This window comes from Serratia rubidaea (genome assembly GCF_016026735.1).
In the GTDB taxonomy this organism is placed as follows: domain Bacteria; phylum Pseudomonadota; class Gammaproteobacteria; order Enterobacterales; family Enterobacteriaceae; genus Serratia_B; species Serratia_B rubidaea.
In genome coordinates this window covers 4,467,903-4,484,523 of record NZ_CP065640.1, presented here as the reverse complement: position 1 = coordinate 4,484,523, position 16,621 = coordinate 4,467,903, and the positions used below count along the sequence as shown (strand labels likewise).

The window sequence follows — 16,621 nt, the reverse complement described above, 5'->3', positions numbered from 1 at the left end:
CCACTCTTTTGACGCTGCGCCGGCCATCGCAGGGCAAATACGCGCTGGCCGTTACGGCGCTGCTGACGCTCAGCGGCTGTGCCTATATGCCGCACAAACCGCTGGTCGACGGGGCCACCAGCGCGCAGCCGGCGCCGGCGACCGCGCCGGTGCCGAATGGCTCGATTTTTCAGACGGTGCAGCCGATGAACTACGGCTACCAGCCGCTGTTTGAGGATCGACGGCCGCGCAATATCGGCGATACCCTGACCATCGTGCTGCAGGAAAACGTCAGCGCCAGCAAGAGCTCGTCAGCCAACGCCAGCCGCAACGGCGCCAGCAAATTCGGCGTCGCCACCGCGCCGCGCTACCTCAGCGGGCTGTTCGGCAATGCGCGCGCCGATATGGAGATGTCCGGCGACAGCAGCTTCGGCGGCAAAGGCGGGGCGAACGCCAACAACACCTTTAACGGCACCATTACCGTCACCGTCAACCAACTTCTGGCCAACGGCAATCTGCACGTGGTGGGAGAAAAGCAGATCGCCATCAATCAGGGCACCGAGTTTATCCGCTTCTCCGGCGTGGTGAACCCGCGCACCATCAGCGGCAACAACTCCGTGACCTCGACCCAGGTGGCGGACGCCCGCATTGAGTACGTCGGCAACGGCTATATCAACGAAGCGCAGAGCATGGGCTGGCTGCAACGCTTCTTCCTCAACCTCTCCCCGTATTAAGGAATCGCGATGCTGAAGAAATTAGTGATGGCCGCGCTGCTGGCGAGCCTCAGTCTGCCGGCGGCGGCGGAGCGGATCCGCGATCTGGTGACGGTGCAGGGCGTGCGCGACAATGCGCTGATCGGCTACGGGCTGGTGGTGGGGCTGGACGGCTCCGGCGACCAGACCATGCAGACGCCGTTCACCACCCAGAGCCTGAGCAACATGCTATCGCAGTTGGGGATCACCGTGCCGCCGGGCACCAATATGCAGCTGAAAAACGTGGCGGCGGTGATGGTGACGGCCAGGCTGCCGCCGTTTTCCCGCGTCGGGCAAAATATCGACGTGGTGGTCTCCTCGATGGGCAATGCCAAAAGCCTGCGCGGCGGCACCCTGCTGATGACGCCGCTGAAAGGGGTGGATAACCAGGTCTACGCGCTGGCGCAGGGCAACGTGCTGGTCGGCGGCGCCGGCGCGGCGGCCGGCGGCAGCAGCGTGCAGGTCAACCAGCTGGCCGGCGGGCGCATCAGTAACGGCGCCACCATCGAACGCGAGCTGCCGACCACCTTCGGCCAGGGCGGCGAACTCAATCTGCAGCTGAACGATGAAGACTTTACGCTGGCGCAGCAGATCAGCGATGCGATTAACCGCCAGCGCGGCTACGGCACCGCGACGCCGCTGGATGCGCGCACCATCAAGGTGCTGGTGCCGCCGGGCAACAGTTCCCAGGTGCGTTTTTTGGCGGAGATTCAGAATATCAGCGTGCGCGTCGGCGCGATCGACGCCAAGGTGATCATCAACTCGCGCACCGGCTCGGTGGTGATGAACCGCGATGTGGTGCTGGATTCCTGCGCGGTGGCGCAAGGCAATCTGTCGGTGGTGGTAGACCGGCAAAACAGCGTCAGCCAGCCGGATACGCCGTTTGGCGGCGGGCAGACGGTGGTGACGCCGAATACCCAGATTTCGCTGCAGCAGCAGGGCGGTTCGCTGCAGAAGGTCAACGCCAGCGCCAATCTGAATAACGTGGTGCGCGCGCTGAACGCGCTGGGGGCGACGCCGATCGACCTGATGTCCATCCTGCAGGCGATGCAGAGCGCCGGCTGCCTGCGGGCCAAACTGGAAATTATCTGATGAGCAGAGACGTTACCAGCCTGGCCGGCGCGGCCTACGACGCCCAGGCGCTGAACGGGCTGAAAAGCGCCGCGGCCGCCGACCCGCAGGGCAATCTGAAGCAGGTGGCCCGCCAGGTGGAAGGCATGTTTGTGCAGATGATGCTGAAAAGCATGCGCGCCGCGCTGCCGAAAGACGGCATGCTGAGCAGCGACCAGACCCGGCTGTACACCTCGCTGTACGATCAGCAGATCGCCCAGCAGATGTCGCAGAAGGGGCTGGGGCTGGCGGATATGATGGTGCGCCAGCTCGGCAGCGCCGGTACGCCGCCGAGTGAAACGGCCGGCACGGTACCGATGGCGCTGGATGGCGAGCGGCTGCAGGCGCTGCCGCGTCAGGCGTTGGAGCAGATGGTGCGGCGCGCGCTGCCGCCGCTGCCGTCGGTGCCGGGCGGTACTGCGCCGCTGAACAACGGCAACTTTGTCGCCCGGCTGTCGGCGCCGGCGCGTCTGGCCAGCCAGCAGAGCGGCATTCCTCATCTGCTGATCGTGGCGCAGGCGGCGCTGGAGTCCGGCTGGGGGCAGCGTGAAATCCCGACCGCCGACGGTTCGCCAAGCCATAACCTGTTCGGCATCAAGGCGGGCGGCGGCTGGAACGGCCCGGTGACCGAGATCGCCACCACCGAATACGAGCAGGGCGCGGCGAAGAAAATCAAGGCGCGCTTCCGCGTGTACGGCTCCTACGTGGAGGCGATTGCCGACTACGTCAAACTGCTGACCGGCAACCCGCGCTACGCCGGCGTCGCCGCCGCCCGCACGCCGGAGCAGGCGGCGCACGCGTTGCAGCAGGCGGGCTACGCCACCGACCCGCACTATGCCCGCAAACTGGTCAGCGTAATTACGCAGATGAAAAGCGCCGGCGAGCAGGTGGCGAAGGCCTACAGCCACGATTTGCAGGATCTGTTCTGAGCATTACGCCCGGCAACGTGTCGTTAGTTGTGTCACGTTTGCCGGTAAATTCGCCTGATTATGGGCGATAAGCGGCAGTGTGCCAACCCTGTCACCTATCTTGCCGCGCGCCGCGACGGCGTGAGTTTTTCCTCAAGTTTTCCGCCGCCGGGCCGATAACCCAGACAGGCTGGACGGCATCGTTCAGCAACCCGATGACACCCTGTGGGCCTCCGGCGCCGCAGCATAAGGAATCTCTATGTCCAATAGTTTAATCAATACCGCGATGAGCGGCCTGAATGCGGCGCAGGTGGCGCTGAGCACCGTCAGTAATAATATCTCCAACTACAACGTGGCCGGCTATAACCGCCAGACCGCCATTCTGGCGCAGAACGGCGGCATGGGCACCATGGCCGGCTTTATCGGCAACGGCGTCACGGTCACCAGCGTAAACCGCGAATATAACCAGTTCATCACCAATCAGCTGCGCGGCGCGCAGAGCCAGGCCGGCGCGCACAACGCCTATTACGAAAAAATTTCGCAGATCGATAACCTGCTGGCGGACAAAACCAATAACGTGTCGACCAATATGCAGGACTTTTTCAAAAGCCTGCAGAACGTGGTCAACAACGCCGGCGATGACGCATCGCGCAACACCGTGCTGGGCAAGGCCAACGGCCTGGTGAACCAGATCGGCAACGCCGATAAATACCTGCGCGACCTGGACGCCGGCGTTAATCAGCAGCTGAGTGAAAGCGCGGTACAGATTAATAACTACAGCCAGCAAATTGCCAAGCTGAATGATGAGATCACCCGCCTGCGCGGCAGCAGCGGCAGCGAACCCAACGCTCTGCTCGATCAGCGCGACCAGCTGGTGACCGAACTGAACCAAATCGTCAATGTGCAGGTGACGCAGCAGGACGGCGACGCCTACACCGTCTCTTTCGCCAACGGCCTGACGCTGGTGCAGGGCAGCAATACCTATCAGGTGGAAGCGGTGCCCTCCAGCGACGACCCGGCGCGGTTGACGCTGGGCTATAACCGCGGCAACGGCGCCAGCGAAATCCCGACCGGGCAGATTACCGGCGGCAGCGTCAGCGGCGTGCTGAAGTTCCGCAGCGAGGCGCTGGACGGTGCGCGCAACCAGTTGGGGCAATTGGTGTTGGCGATGGCCGACAGCTTTAACCAGCAGCACCGCGCCGGTTTTGATATTAACGGCGAGCCGGGCGGCGACTTCTTCAGCTTCAGCGGCGGCCGGGTGGTAGAAAACAGCCGCAACGGCGGCAACGCCGAACTGAGCGTCAGCTATACCGACACCGGCAAAGTGCAGGCCAGCGATTACCGCGTCGAGTTTGACGGCAGCAACTGGCAGGTGACGCGCCTGTCGGACAACGTCAAAGTGAATGCCACCGCCGGCACCGACGCCGACGGCAAGCCGACGCTGGAGTTTGAAGGATTGCGGATCGGCATCGACGGCACGGCCAACAAGAACGACAGCTTCACCGTCAAGCCGGTCAGCGACGTGGCCGGCAATTTGAAGGTGGCGATTAGCGACGCCGGCAAACTCGCCGCCGCCGGCAGCGAGGACGGCGGCAGCGGTGATAACGACAACGTTAAAAAACTGAGCGACCTGCAAACGCAAAAGCTGGTGGACGGCAAGGCGACGCTGAGCGGCGCTTACGCCAGCCTGGTCAGCAACGTCGGCAACCAGACCGCGACGGCAAAAACCAACAGCGTTGCGCAGGGCAATATTGTCAAGCAGCTGACGGAGCAACAGCAGTCGGTATCCGGCGTCAATCTGGACGAGGAGTACGGCGAACTGCTGCGTTTCCAGCAGTATTACATGGCGAACGCGCAGGTGATTCAGACCGCCAGCTCAATGTTCGATGCTCTTCTCTCCATCCGTTGATTAAGGAACCCAGACTATGCGCATGAGCACCAGCATGATGTACCAGCAAAACATGCAGGGTCTGACCGACCGGCAGTCGCTGTGGATGACCTCCGCCAAACATTTGTCCAGCGGCACCCGGGTGCTGACGCCGTCCGACGATCCGCTGGCGGCTTCGCAGGCGGTGATGCTGACGCAGTCGCAGTCGGAAAACAGCCAGTATGCGCTGGCGCGTCAGTTCGCCCTGCAAAGTATCACCATGGCGGAGAAAGTGACCGCCAGCGCCGCCGGCAGCATCAAGGATATGAAAGGCCTGCTGGTTAACGCCGGCGACGGCGTGCTGAGTGATAACGACCGCGCCTCGCTGGCGACCCAGCTGCAGGGGCTGAAGGATCAGCTGTTGGGCCAGGCCAACAACTCTGACGGCAACGGCCGCTATATGTTCGGCGGTTTTAAGGATGACCAGCCGCCGTTTGTTCAGCAGGACGACGGCAAGGTGGTGTATCAGGGCAGCAGCCGGGCGATTGAGCAGAAGGTCGATGCCAACCGCACCATGACCGTCGGCTATACCGGCGATGATATTTTTATGTCGCTGACCAGCAACCCGAAGCCGGAGCCGGACGGCAGCGCGCCGGTGAGCAACGTGTTCGACAGTATCGACCTGGCGCTCAAGGCGCTCAATACGCCGCTGCAGGACGCCGACGACGCGACGCGTCAGCAGGTGCAGGCGGATTTGGACAAGGCGCAGCGCGGGCTGGACAACTCCTACAACAACGTGCTGACGATCAATTCCAAGCTGGGTACGCAAATGCAGGAAATTGAGACCCTGGATAATATCGGCAAGGTTCGCGATGCCAACAACCAGGTTCAGATGAGCGCGCTGGTCGATGTGGACGTCGTCGAGGCTATCTCTTCTTATTTCCAGCAGCAGGCCGCATTACAGGCTTCGTATAAAACGTTCGGCGATATGCAGGGCATGTCGCTGTTTCAGATGAACCGTTAATACCGACCATCGTGCGCCGTCATTTGCCGGCGCACGCCAATTTGGCTGCGCGAAGGGGAGCGAACCGTGCTGACGCGGGGCGAACTTCTTAAAACCGGGCGCAGTCGTTTGGCCCGTAGCGCTTTTTCCCACTAAGGTTTGGCGCTACGGGCTTTTTTTATGCGTTAACTGCGCATGCCGCTGAGCACGTCCGCCAGCCGGTTAAACACCTCGCCGAACAGGTGTTCGCAGAACGGCGCCAGCATCGGCATCATCATGCCGAGCGTCAGCATGCCGATGGTCATGGTGACGGGAAAGCCGATGACGAACACCGACAGCTGCGGTGTAACGCGGTTAAGCAGCCCCAGCGACAGGTTCAGCGTCAGCAGCAGACAGATCAGCGGCAGCGCCAGCATCACGCCGTTGATAAAGATCAGCGAGCCGGCCTGCGCCAGCGCCAGAAAGCCGTTGCCGCTCAGCGGCTGCGGGCGGATCGGCAGGGTGTGGAAGCTGTCCGCCAGCAGCGATATCAGCCACAAATGGCCGTCGAAGGATAAGAACAGCAGCATCGCCAGCAGATTGAGCAGGCGCGCCAGCACCGGCATGTTCGGCCCGCCGGACGGGTCGAAAAAGGTGGCGAACGACAGGCCCATCTGCATGCCGATCACTTCGCCGGCGGTGCGCACCGCCGCAAAGGCGAACTGCATGGTCAGGCCGAGCGCCACGCCGATCAGGATTTGCTGCAGCGCCAGCCACAGGCCGGCGGCGGAAAAAATCGGGGTCTCGCTGGCCGGCAGCGTCGGCGCAATCAGCACCACGATCAGCCCGCCCAGCCCCAGCTTCACTTTTTTGCCAATCTGCTTTTCACTCAGCAGCGGGGCGGTGGCGATCAGCGCCAGAATCCGCAGCAGCGGCCAGAAATAGTGGCTGAGCCAGAGGGTGAACTGCGAACTGTCGAGGTTGAGCATGGTTAACCGATAATGTTGGGCAGGTTGCTGAACAGCATGCGCATATAGTCCAGCAGCAGGTTGAGCATCCACGGGCCGGCGATAATGATGGTGGCCACCACCGCCAGGATTTTCGGGATAAAAGACAGCGTCATTTCGTTGATCTGGGTGGCCGCCTGCAGCAGGCTGACCACCAGCCCGCTGACCAGCGCCGCCAGCAGCAGCGGGGCGGCCAGCGCCAGCGCCACTTTCATCGCCTCAACGCCCAGCGCCATTACCGATTCAGGAGTCATTGCGTTTTTCTCCGCATAGGGCGGCGCTCGCGGCCGAGCGCCGGGGGAAGGGGATCAGGAATAAAAACTCTGCGCCAGCGAACCCAGCAGCAGCTGCCAGCCGTCGACCAGCACAAACAGCATCAGTTTGAACGGCAGCGAGATGGTGGCCGGCGGCACCATCATCATCCCCAGCGCCATCAGCACGCTGGCCACCACCAGATCGATAATCAAAAACGGAATAAATACCGTAAAACCGATCTGGAAGGCGGTTTTTAACTCGCTGGTGACGTAGGCCGGCAGCAGGATGCGCATCGGCACCGCCTCCGGGCCGGCCAGCGGCGGCTGATGGGCCAGCCGGGCGTACAGCGCCAGATCGGTTTCCCGCGTCTGGCGCAGCATAAATTCGCGCAGCGGTTGCGCCCCCTTTTCCATGGCGACGTCGAGCGCGATTTTGTCCTGGCTGAACGGCAGGTAGGCATCCTGATACACCTTGTCGAACACCGGCGACATGATAAAGAAGGTCAGAAACAGCGTCAGCCCCAGCATCACCTGGTTCGGCGGCGCGGAGGGAGTGCCCAGCGCGTTGCGCAGCAGGCCCAGCACGATAATGATGCGGGTAAAGCTGGTCATCATCAGCAGCATCGCCGGCAGGAAGGTCAGCGAGGTCAGCAGCACCAGCGTCTGCACCGGCAGCGACCAGCTCTGGCCGCCGCCGGCGAGCGGCTGGCTGATAAGGCCCGGCAGCTGCGCCAGCGCCGCCGGGCTGACCAGCAGCAGGGCGGTCAGCGCGGGCGCGCAGCGGCGGATCGGACGGGCGGGACGCGTCGGCGACGCGGGGGACGGGCGTTGGGATGCATTCATGCCGATTTTTCCGGGCGTTGCAGGACGTTGTGTATCAGTTGACGAAAGTTGGCCGGCGGCGCGGCGCCGTCGGCATCAGGGGCGGCAGGCGGCGCGCTCAGGGTGTGCAGCGGCGTGATCTGCTGCGCGGTAACCCCCAGCACCAGCCAGGTGTTGTCCACTTCCACCACCACCACGCGTTCGCGCTGGCCGACCTGGCAGCTGGCGCGCAGATTCAGCAGCGCGCCGCCGCGTTTCTGCGGCGCAAAGCCCAGGCGGCGGAACAGCCAGCCGGCCAGCAGGATCAGCAGCAGCACGCCGCCGAGCGCGCTGCTGACCTGAGTAAGCACCGAACCGGTCGGCAGGACCGGTTCGGCAGGCTGGCTGACGTGCGTCTGCTGCGCGTCGCTCATCGGCTCAGGCGCCGCATACGTTCGGACGGGGTGATGATATCGGTGATGCGTACGCCGAACTTATCGGCCACCACCACCACTTCGCCCTGGGCGATCAGATAGCCGTTGATCAGAATATCCAGCGGCTCGCCGGCCAGCCCGTCCAGCGCCACCACGGAGCCCTGCGACAGGCGCAGCAGCTCTTTGATGGTCATTTTGGTGCGGCCAAGCTCCACCGTCAGTTTGACCGGAATATCCAGAATCAGGTCGATATCCTGCAGGCCGCCGATGGCATCCTGCGCTTCCAGCGTTTTGAATACGCCTTCGGTGGTGGCGCCGGGCTGCTCCGCGGCCTGTTGTTCGTTAAACGCGTCAGCCCACATATCGTCTACGGATTCCTTTGCTTCGCCAGACGGTTGTTTCGGGTCACTCATTGGGCCGTTCCTCACTCAGAGCATGCAAAATAGGGTTAATCAAATGTTCAACGCGCAGGGCATACTGCCCGTTCAGGGTGCCGTATTGGCTGGTCAGCACCGGCACGCCGTCGACGTGCGCGATCAGGCGTTCCGGCTTGTCGATCGGCAGGACATCGCCGGGCTGTAGTTTCAGTACCTTCGACAGACGCATCGGTATGTCGACAAAGTTGGCGATCAGCTCCAGCTCGGAGTGCTGCACCTGCTTTGCCAGGGTTTCGCGCCAGCGGTTGTCCTCCTGACGTGAATTTTCCAGCGGCGGGTTGGTCAGCAGTTCGCGCAGCGGCTCAATCATCGAGAAGGGGATGCAGATGTTGAATTCGCCGGTCAGCGCGCCGATCTCCACCTGGAACGGCGTGGTGACCACGATATCGTTCGGCGAGGTGGTGATATTGGTGAATTTCACCTGCATCTCGGCGCGCACATACTCCACGTCCACCTTATAAATCGCGCTCCAGGCGTCGCCGTAGGCGTCCAGCGCCAGCCGCAGCATGCGGCGGATCACCCGCTGTTCGGTCGGGGTAAACTCGCGGCCCTCCACCTTGGTCGGGAAACGGCCGTCACCGCCGAACAGGTTATCGACGGCGATAAACACCAGGCTGGGCGCGAACACGAACAGCGCGGTGCCGCGCAGCGGGTTCAGATGCACCAGGTTCAGGTTGGTCGGCACCGGCAGGTTGCGGGCGAACTCGTGATACGGCTGGATCTTGATCGGGCCTACGGTAATGTCTGGGCTGCGGCGCAGCAGGTTAAACAGCCCCATGCGGAACTGACGGGCAAAACGTTCGTTAATGATTTCCAGCGCCTGTAGCCGTTCACGCACCACCCGGCGCTGGGTATTGGGATCGTAAGGCTTGACCTCGCTCTCATTGCCGACCATCGCCGCAGGCTCATCGCCCGAGCTGTCGCCGTTGAGTAGCGCGTCAATTTCCGCCTGAGAAAGAATACTGTCGCCCATAGTGGATTACCGCAGGATAAAGGCGGTGAACAGCACATCGCTGACCACCTGCTTGGGTTGGCCGTTAACCAGCGGCGGGCTGAGCACCTGTTTGATCTGCGCCACCAGCTGCTGTTTCCCCTGTTCGTTGGCCAGCTGCGCGGCCTCCTGCCGGGACAGCAGCATCAGCAGACGGCTGCGCACCTCCGGCAGAAAATCGTTCATCTGGCGGCGCGTCGCCTCATCCGGCAGACGCAGCGTCAGGCCGATGTACAGCACGCGGTCGGGGTCGTTGTCCGGCGTCATCAGGTTGACGGTAAAGGTGTCGAGCGGCATAAAGACCGGCGCCGCCGGCGGCTGCGGTTTGGCCGCTGCGGCGCTGCCGCCGTGATCTTTTTGTTGCAGCAGCCACCAGCTGTAGCCCGCCGCGCCGCAGGCGGCGACGGTGATTAACAGCAACAGGATGACCAATAGCGGGCGCTTTTTCGGCGCCGTTGGCAGGGTGTTTTGTGACATTACTTAATCAAATTCCTGTTATTGGCACGCGCAGAGCCTGCGTCCGTGCGTCCCCCTGACGGCAGGGGGAGATAAAGATGGCGTTATTATCCCGTCTATCCCGGCATGCAATAGCCTGAATAGGCGGGGAAAAACGTGTCAGCTTCGGCGTTTGCCGCGGCGCGTCAGGCGAAGATATCGACGCCGTCAACCGCCCGCGCCAGCGCCTGCAGGGCCGGCGGCGCGGCAGATGCTTCGGTGGGCAGCTCCGCGCCGCCGTGCTGCTCACGGTAGGATGACGGCCGGCCGTGCTCCTGTGAGGTCTGCTGCTGCGACTGCTGCGGCGACGGGTCGCCGCCAACGCTGCTCTGCCCCAGATTGATGCCGCTTTCCGCCAGCGCATGGCGCAGCTGCGGCATGGCGGCTTCCACCGCGGCGCGCACCTGGCCGTGCGCCGAGGCGATATGCAGCTGCGCCTGCTGATCGTCCAGCTTCAGGGTAATCTGCAGCGAGCCCAGTTCCTGAGGATGCAGACGCAGTTCGGCGCTCTGCTGGCCGCCGCGCTGGAACATCAGTACCTGTTGGCTTAACGCCTGTTGCCACTCCGGGCTGCCGAGCGGCGCGTTCAGCAACGGCGCAGCCGGGGCGGTTGGCGCGGCGGCAGGCTGTGGCGTCGTGAACTGCACGCCGGAGGCCGGCGATGCTATGGCGTGCTGCGGCGTCGGGGCCGGTGCGCCATCGCCATTCAGCGCGAGGCGTTCAACGGAGAAGGCGTCGGGTTTGGTCGCCGGCGGCAGGGCGGCGTCGCTATTTTGCGGCGCAGACGTCTGGCGTAGCGCGGCCGGCGTTGCGATGCGCTCGGCAGGCGGCGCGGCATCGTCATGCAGCGCGGTCATCAAGGCGTTCGCCGGCGCCGGCGTGTTAGCGGCGGGGCGGTGATCCGCCGGCGGCGCAGCGGCGCGTTGCTCGTCCGGCAGCGGCGCTGCGGTTGGCGGCAGCATCGCCAGCAGCGCCTGCAGGGTGGCGGCATCCGGCGCGTCCTGTGCTTTCAGGGCCGCAACGGGCGGCGATTCCGGCTCGTCGTCCGGCGTGGTTGCCGCGTCGGTCGGCATGCGTTCGGTCAGGTTCGCCAGCGTTGCCAGCCGTTCCGGCGTGCTCAGCAGCCGGCTGAGCGCCTCGCCGTTCGGCGCTGGCTGCGCATCGGCGGCCGGCGTCTGCAGCTGCGGTGCGTCCGCGCGTTGCCCGGCGGGGCGAAAGCGTTCGCCCAGCAGCTGTGCGAACGCCGATGACAGCGCATCGCTATCGGCAGCCGGCGTCAGGCCGTCGGTTGCGGCGTCGCCGGCCGGCGTCATCATGGGCAAAAGGGTGAGATTCATGGGTTACTGTTCCTGTGTGAACGACGTTGAGCAAACTCATCCATCAATTTTTGGTCGCGTTTATTTTCCCGCTGCTGCTCGGCGTGCAGCGCGCGCGTATGCAGGGTGTCGAAGGCGTTCAGCCGCTGCTGTTTGTCCTGCCACTGCGTCGTGGCCTGCGCGACTTTTTCGCTCCACTGCCGCAGCTGCTGGCGGTGCTGACCGATGGCCTGTTCCAGCGTGGCGATAAACTGCTGATAGTTTTGCCAGCTGGCGGACGCCATGCCGTGGTTCAGCGTGGCGTTGAGTTTCTGCCGGTATTCATCCTGGTAGTTAAGCAGCATGGAAAGCTGCTGCTCCGCCGCCTGCTGCGCCTGGCGCGCCTGCCCCAACTGTTGGGTGGCCTGTTCCACCGCCTTTTGCGCCAGATCGCGCAGCGTCAGCAATGGCGAGTGTGATTTCATCGTGCCGTGCTCCCGGTCGGTTAAACGATCAGCTGTTGCAGCTGCTGACAGGCTTCGTCATAGCCGCTGCGTTCGAAAATGCCCTGCTGCAGATAGGCCTCCATTTGCGGATACAGCGTCATCGCCTTGTCCAGCAGCGGATCGCTGCCGGCCGCATAGGCGCCGACGCTGATCAGATCGCGGTTGCGCTGATAGCTGGCCAGCATCTGTTTGAAATCGCGCACCCGACGGTAGTGATCCTGGTCGATCAGCGCGGTCATCGCGCGGCTGATGGACGCTTCGATATCGATCGCCGGGTAGTGACCGGATTCCGCCAGGCGACGCGACAGCACCACGTGGCCGTCGAGAATGGCGCGCGCCGAGTCGGCGATCGGGTCCTGCTGATCGTCCCCTTCGGTCAGGACGGTATAAAAGGCGGTGATGGAGCCGCCGCCGCTGATGCCGTTGCCCGCACGCTCCACCAGCGCCGGCAGTTTGGCGAATACCGACGGCGGGTAGCCTTTGGTGGCCGGCGGTTCGCCGATCGCCAGCGCGATTTCCCGCTGCGCCATGGCGTAGCGGGTCAGAGAGTCCATAATCAGCAGCACGTGCTGGCCGCGGTCGCGGAAATCTTCGGCGATGCGCGTGGCGTAGGCGGCGCCCTGCATCCGCAGCAGCGGCGACACGTCGGCCGGCGCGGCGATCACTACCGAGCGGGCGCGACCCTCGGCGCCAAGAATATTCTCGATAAAGTCTTTCACCTCCCGGCCGCGTTCGCCGATCAGCCCGACCACGATCACATCGGCCTGGGTATAGCGCGCCATCATGCCGAGCAGCACGCTTTTACCAACGCCGGAACCGGCGAACAGCCCCATGCGCTGGCCGCGGCCGACGGTCAGCAAGCCGTTGATGGTGCGTACGCCGACGTCCAGCACCTGTTCGATCGGCGTGCGCTGCAGCGGGTTGAACGGCGCGGTGGCCAGCGGTGCGCGATAGCCGGTTTCCGGCGCCGGCAGGCCGTCGAGCGGTTTGGCGCCGCCGTCCAATACCCGGCCGAGCAGGGCGGGGCCGAGCGGCAGCTGTTTGCCGGCGCTTTGTCCCTCCGGCGCGAGGCGGGCGTACACCCGCGCGCCGGGTACAATGCCTTCCACATCTTCCAGCGGCATCAGAAACAGGTGCTGGCCGTTAAAGCCGACCACTTCGCTTTCCACTTCCTGGATCTCGCCGGCGCAGTGCCGTTCGATCAGGCAGGTGGCGCCGAGCGGCATCTGCAGGCCGGTGGCCTCCAGCACCAGCCCGGTGGCGCGGGTCAGGCGGCCGTAGCGCCGCACCGGCGGCGCATGTTGAATGCGCTGCTCCAGCGTATCCAGCGCGCTGAGCCAGCGGCCGAGGCGCGGCGTCGTCATACGTCCCCCGGAGCCGCCAGGCGGCAGATTTCGTGCCAGCGGGTAGCCAGGCTGGCGTCGAGATCGCCTTCCTCGGCGCTGACTTTACAGCCGCCGGGATGCAGTTCGCCGTCGGCCAACAGCCGCCAGCCGTGCAGGCTCAGCGTCACGCCGAGCTGCTGTTCCACGCGCGGGTAGTCGTCGGGGTGCACGCGCAGCTGCGGTTTGCCGCTGAACATCGGCTCCTGCTGAATCAGCTGTTGGATCTGCGCCAGCAGGGCGGTGCCATCGCAGACCGGCGGCTGGCCGAGAACCTGCTTGGCGGCGGTGAGCGCCAGCTGCATCAGGCGCGCGGCGATCACGCTGTCCAGCGCGTCCAGCGTCTGCTGGAATTCACCGACCATCTGCCGCCACTGCTCGGTCAGCGGCTGCTGCTGCAGTTCGCTCTGTTCGATCCCCTGCTGACGGCCTTCCTCCAGGCCTTGCTGGAAGCCTTCCTGGTATCCTTGCTGCCGGCCTTCGTCATGGCCCAGCTGATGGCCCTGCTGCTGCGCCTGCAGCCGCAGGGCTTCCAACTGTTGCCGTTCGCTTTCCGCCTTATCCAGCGGCGCGCTCTCCGGCATGGCCGGCGGCAAATCGGTTTCCGGTGCGGTTTCCGTCGCCGCGGGCGTCGCTAAATCGTTAAGCCGCCACGGCTGCCAGGCGAGTGGGCTGCTGTCAGACATAGGTATCCTCGCCGCCGCCGATAATCATCTCGCCGCTTTCCGCCAGGCGGCGGACGACCAGCAAAATGGCCTTCTGTTCGTTTTCCACCTGCGACATGCGTACCGGGCCGCGGTTGGCCAGGTCGTCGCGCAGAATGTCGGCGGCGCGCTGCGACATATTCTTGAGGAACTTCTCGCGCAACGGCTGTTCCGCACCTTTCAGGGCAATCAGCAGCGATTCGCCTTCCACCTCCTGCAGCAGGCGCTGGATACTGCGATCGTCGACCTCCACCAGGTTCTCGAACAGGAACATTTCGTCGATGATCTTCTGCGCCAGTTCGCCGTCGTAGTCGCGCATTGCGTCGATCACCGCCTCTTCCTGATGGGTCTTCATCAGGTTGATGATTTCGGCGGCGGTGCGCACCCCGCCCATTTTGCTGCGTTTGAGGTTCTGGCCGTCGAGCAGGTTGTTGAGCACTTCGGTCAGCTCCGCCAGCGCCGCCGGCTGCACGCCGCCGAAGGTGGCGATACGCAGCATCACGTCGTTACGCAGGCGCTCTTCGAACTGCGCCAGAATATCCGCCGCCTGACCGCGCTTCAGGTGCACCAGAATGGTGGCGATAATCTGCGGGTGTTCATCGCGGATCAGATCGGCCGCGCTCTGCGGCTCCATAAAGTTGAGCGTTTCCATCCCGGAGGTGGTTTCGCGCGATTCGAGAATATCTTCCAGCAGGCTGGAGGCGCGCTCTTCGCCCAGCGCTTTCACCAATACCGAACGCAGATAGTCGCTGGCATTGACGCTGAGGGCGGCGTACTGTTCGGCGTCGTCCTCAAACTCCGTCAGAATCTCGCCCAGCTGTTTGTGCGATACCTGCCGCATGCTGGCCATGGTGCCGCTCAGCTGCTGCACTTCACGGGACGAGAGGTGTTTAAACACCTCGGCGGCGCGGTCTTCTCCCAGCGTCATCAGCAGGATGGCGCTTTTTTCTGTACCTGTCAGACTCATAATTCGTTACTCATCCATTGGCGGATTACCAGGGCGATAATGCGCGGATCTTTATCCGCCAGATCGCGGATGCGCTGGCTCTGGACTTCGGCGCTGACGCGCTGCTGCGAACGCTTGCGCTGCACCAGCTCCTCGTTGCTCGGCTTGCTGCCGCCTTCGGCAGGGTGGGCCGGCGCGGCGGCTGCGGCGACGGCGGCCTGCTGCTGCGCCTGGCGGTTTTGCCACTGCGGGCGCACCAGCTTGCGCCACAGCAGCCAGGCAATCAGTGCAATCAGCAGATAGCGGCCGGCGTTCAGCAACTGATCGATAAAGTGCTGCGACTGCCAGAACGGCAGTTCGGCGCCGCCGGTTTCCACATCGCTGAACGGCGAGTTGACCACGTTCAGGCTGTCGCCGCGATCGCTGGAATAGCCCATGGCTTCGCGCACCAGCGCTTCCGCCTGCGCCAGCTGCGCTTTGCTCATCATCACCGGTTTGCCGTCTTTATCCGTGCCGAGGGTGTTGAGCACCACGGCCACGGACAGGCGCTGCACCGTGCCGGCTTTGTGCTGGGTATGGCGGATGGTGCGGTCGACTTCGTAGTTGGTGGTTTCGTCGCGGCGGCTGTTCTGCGGCCCGCTGACGGCGTTTTTGCTGCGGCCATTGTCCGCCGCGTTTTTGTCGGCGTTGGCCTGTGCGTCGGCGTTATTGGCCGGCGGCGTTTCAACCGGCGCCGTCGGCGCTGCGCTTGGCTGATTGGAGAGCGCGCCCGGCACGCCGCCCACCTGCGGAGCGCCTATCTGATCGCTCTGGCTCAGCTGGCGCGAACGGATGGCGGCTTTTTCCGGCGTCGGGTTCGGCTGGTACTGCTCGTCGGTCTGCTCGCGGGTGGCGAAATCGATCTGTGCGGTCACCTGCGCCCGGACGTTGGCGCTGCCGACGATCGGCGCCAGAATCGCCTCGATACGGCGCTGGTAGCGGCCTTCCACTTCGGCGGCGTATTTCAGCTGCGCGGCGTTAAGATCGCGTCCGTTGCCGTCGGACTGCGTCAGCAGGCGGCCGGCCTGATCGACCACCGTAACGTTGCCCGGCGGCAGGCCGGCCACGCTGCTGGCGACCATATAGACAATGGCGTTGATCTGGCCGTCATCCAGCGCGCGTCCCGGCTGCAGCGTCAGAGTGACCGAGGCGGAAGGGGACTTCTGTTCGCGCACAAACAGCGATGGCTTGGGCAGCGCCAGATGCACCCGCGCATTCTGCACCGGCCCCAGCGATTCGATGGTGCGCGACAGTTCGCCCTCCAGCGCCCGCTGATAGTTGATCTGCTCGCTGAACTGGCTGATGCCGAATTTTTCCTGATCAAGCAGTTCAAAGCCGACGGCGCCGCCTTTTGGCAGCCCTTGCTGCGCCAGGCGCAGGCGGGTTTCATGGACGTTTTCGGCGGGGACCATCAGCGCCGAGCCGTTGTCGGCGAAGCGGTAGGGGATGTTCATCTGCGTCAGCTGCGTGACAATCGCACCGCCGTCGCGGTCGTTCAGGTTGCTGTACAACACGCGGTAATCCGGACTTTTCACCCATAACAACAGCGCCACCACGATGGCTATCGCGGCGGAGGCCGCAATCAGCAACGGGATTTTGGGATTGGCGCGCAGGCGGTTCCACTGGGCCTGAAGGCCGTTTTCACGGTTCTCACCGTGGGCTATTGAGGCGCTCATGCTGGCCCCTTACCTGGCTGAACAAAATGCTTAGCGTTGTGTGGTGACAAAACAGA

18 protein-coding genes are annotated in these 16,621 nt (G+C 63.9%); 5 read left to right on the top strand and 13 right to left on the bottom strand.

All coding sequences use genetic code 11. From position 1 onward, the window contains the following. The first annotated feature begins 14 nt into the window (after positions 1-14). From flgH to flgL, 5 genes are all read left to right on the top strand, one after another. A complete protein-coding gene (gene flgH, locus I6G83_RS21105) occupies positions 15-713 on the top strand; it encodes a flagellar basal body L-ring protein FlgH (protein WP_082394681.1) in 699 nt (232 codons plus the stop codon). A 9-nt stretch (positions 714-722) separates the two neighbouring features. Next, on the top strand, positions 723-1,823 hold the full coding sequence (locus tag I6G83_RS21100) for a flagellar basal body P-ring protein FlgI (RefSeq protein ID WP_015672823.1): 1,101 nt from the start codon (positions 723-725) through the stop codon (positions 1,821-1,823). Beyond that, positions 1,823-2,770 (top strand): flagellar assembly peptidoglycan hydrolase FlgJ, encoded by a 948-nt coding sequence (flgJ, locus tag I6G83_RS21095; RefSeq protein ID WP_054306907.1) that lies wholly within the window; start codon positions 1,823-1,825, stop codon positions 2,768-2,770. Before I6G83_RS21100 ends, flgJ begins: the two co-directional genes overlap by 1 nt. Positions 2,771-3,008: 238 nt before the next feature. Then, positions 3,009-4,658: a flagellar hook-associated protein FlgK gene (gene flgK, locus I6G83_RS21090; protein WP_054306906.1), complete on the top strand. Its 1,650-nt coding sequence runs from the start codon at positions 3,009-3,011 to the stop codon at positions 4,656-4,658. A 16-nt stretch (positions 4,659-4,674) separates the two neighbouring features. Beyond that, positions 4,675-5,640 (top strand): flagellar hook-associated protein FlgL, encoded by a 966-nt coding sequence (flgL, locus tag I6G83_RS21085; RefSeq protein WP_054306905.1) that lies wholly within the window; start codon positions 4,675-4,677, stop codon positions 5,638-5,640. 164 nt (positions 5,641-5,804) lie between these two features. On the opposite strand, the gene fliR is transcribed toward flgL, so the two are convergent. The 13 genes from fliR to fliF form a co-directional block, all read right to left on the bottom strand. Continuing rightward, positions 5,805-6,587, bottom strand: a complete 783-nt coding sequence (gene fliR, locus I6G83_RS21080; RefSeq protein WP_015672819.1) for a flagellar biosynthetic protein FliR — start codon at positions 6,585-6,587, stop codon at positions 5,805-5,807. Positions 6,588-6,589: 2 nt separating this feature from the next. Beyond that, positions 6,590-6,859 (bottom strand): flagellar biosynthesis protein FliQ, encoded by a 270-nt coding sequence (gene fliQ / locus I6G83_RS21075; protein ID WP_015672818.1) that lies wholly within the window; start codon positions 6,857-6,859, stop codon positions 6,590-6,592. Positions 6,860-6,913: 54 nt separating this feature from the next. Further along, positions 6,914-7,702 carry a flagellar type III secretion system pore protein FliP gene (gene fliP, locus I6G83_RS21070; protein ID WP_015672817.1) on the bottom strand — a complete coding sequence of 263 codons (789 nt, stop codon included), beginning with the start codon at positions 7,700-7,702 and terminating at the stop codon, positions 6,914-6,916. Further along, the gene (fliO, locus tag I6G83_RS21065; RefSeq protein ID WP_054306785.1) at positions 7,699-8,094 is read right to left on the bottom strand and encodes a flagellar biosynthetic protein FliO; all 396 of its coding nucleotides are present in this window, start codon (positions 8,092-8,094) and stop codon (positions 7,699-7,701) included. Before fliO ends, fliP begins: the two co-directional genes overlap by 4 nt. Further along, positions 8,091-8,507 carry a flagellar motor switch protein FliN gene (gene fliN / locus I6G83_RS21060; RefSeq protein ID WP_015672815.1) on the bottom strand — a complete coding sequence of 139 codons (417 nt, stop codon included), beginning with the start codon at positions 8,505-8,507 and terminating at the stop codon, positions 8,091-8,093. Before fliN ends, fliO begins: the two co-directional genes overlap by 4 nt. After that, complete coding sequence (gene fliM / locus I6G83_RS21055; RefSeq protein ID WP_015672814.1) at positions 8,500-9,504, bottom strand: flagellar motor switch protein FliM; 1,005 nt, start codon at positions 9,502-9,504, stop codon at positions 8,500-8,502. The genes fliN and fliM overlap by 8 nt, the downstream gene beginning before the upstream one ends. A gap of 6 nt (positions 9,505-9,510) precedes the next feature. Continuing rightward, positions 9,511-9,999, bottom strand: coding sequence for a flagellar basal body-associated protein FliL (fliL, locus tag I6G83_RS21050; RefSeq protein ID WP_054306784.1), 489 nt, complete (start codon positions 9,997-9,999; stop codon positions 9,511-9,513). Positions 10,000-10,163: 164 nt separating this feature from the next. Further along, on the bottom strand, positions 10,164-11,354 hold the full coding sequence (locus I6G83_RS21045) for a flagellar hook-length control protein FliK (RefSeq protein WP_054306783.1): 1,191 nt from the start codon (positions 11,352-11,354) through the stop codon (positions 10,164-10,166). Beyond that, complete coding sequence (gene fliJ, locus I6G83_RS21040; RefSeq protein ID WP_015672811.1) at positions 11,351-11,797, bottom strand: flagellar export protein FliJ; 447 nt, start codon at positions 11,795-11,797, stop codon at positions 11,351-11,353. The genes I6G83_RS21045 and fliJ overlap by 4 nt, the downstream gene beginning before the upstream one ends. A 20-nt stretch (positions 11,798-11,817) precedes the next feature. Beyond that, positions 11,818-13,182: a flagellar protein export ATPase FliI gene (fliI, locus tag I6G83_RS21035; RefSeq protein ID WP_015672810.1), complete on the bottom strand. Its 1,365-nt coding sequence runs from the start codon at positions 13,180-13,182 to the stop codon at positions 11,818-11,820. Further along, on the bottom strand, positions 13,179-13,886 hold the full coding sequence (gene fliH, locus I6G83_RS21030; RefSeq protein WP_054306782.1) for a flagellar assembly protein FliH: 708 nt from the start codon (positions 13,884-13,886) through the stop codon (positions 13,179-13,181). Before fliH ends, fliI begins: the two co-directional genes overlap by 4 nt. Further along, the gene (gene fliG / locus I6G83_RS21025; RefSeq protein WP_015672808.1) at positions 13,879-14,871 is read right to left on the bottom strand and encodes a flagellar motor switch protein FliG; all 993 of its coding nucleotides are present in this window, start codon (positions 14,869-14,871) and stop codon (positions 13,879-13,881) included. Before fliG ends, fliH begins: the two co-directional genes overlap by 8 nt. Then, positions 14,868-16,565 carry a flagellar basal-body MS-ring/collar protein FliF gene (fliF, locus tag I6G83_RS21020; protein ID WP_054306781.1) on the bottom strand — a complete coding sequence of 566 codons (1,698 nt, stop codon included), beginning with the start codon at positions 16,563-16,565 and terminating at the stop codon, positions 14,868-14,870. Before fliF ends, fliG begins: the two co-directional genes overlap by 4 nt. Positions 16,566-16,621: the final 56 nt, after the last annotated feature.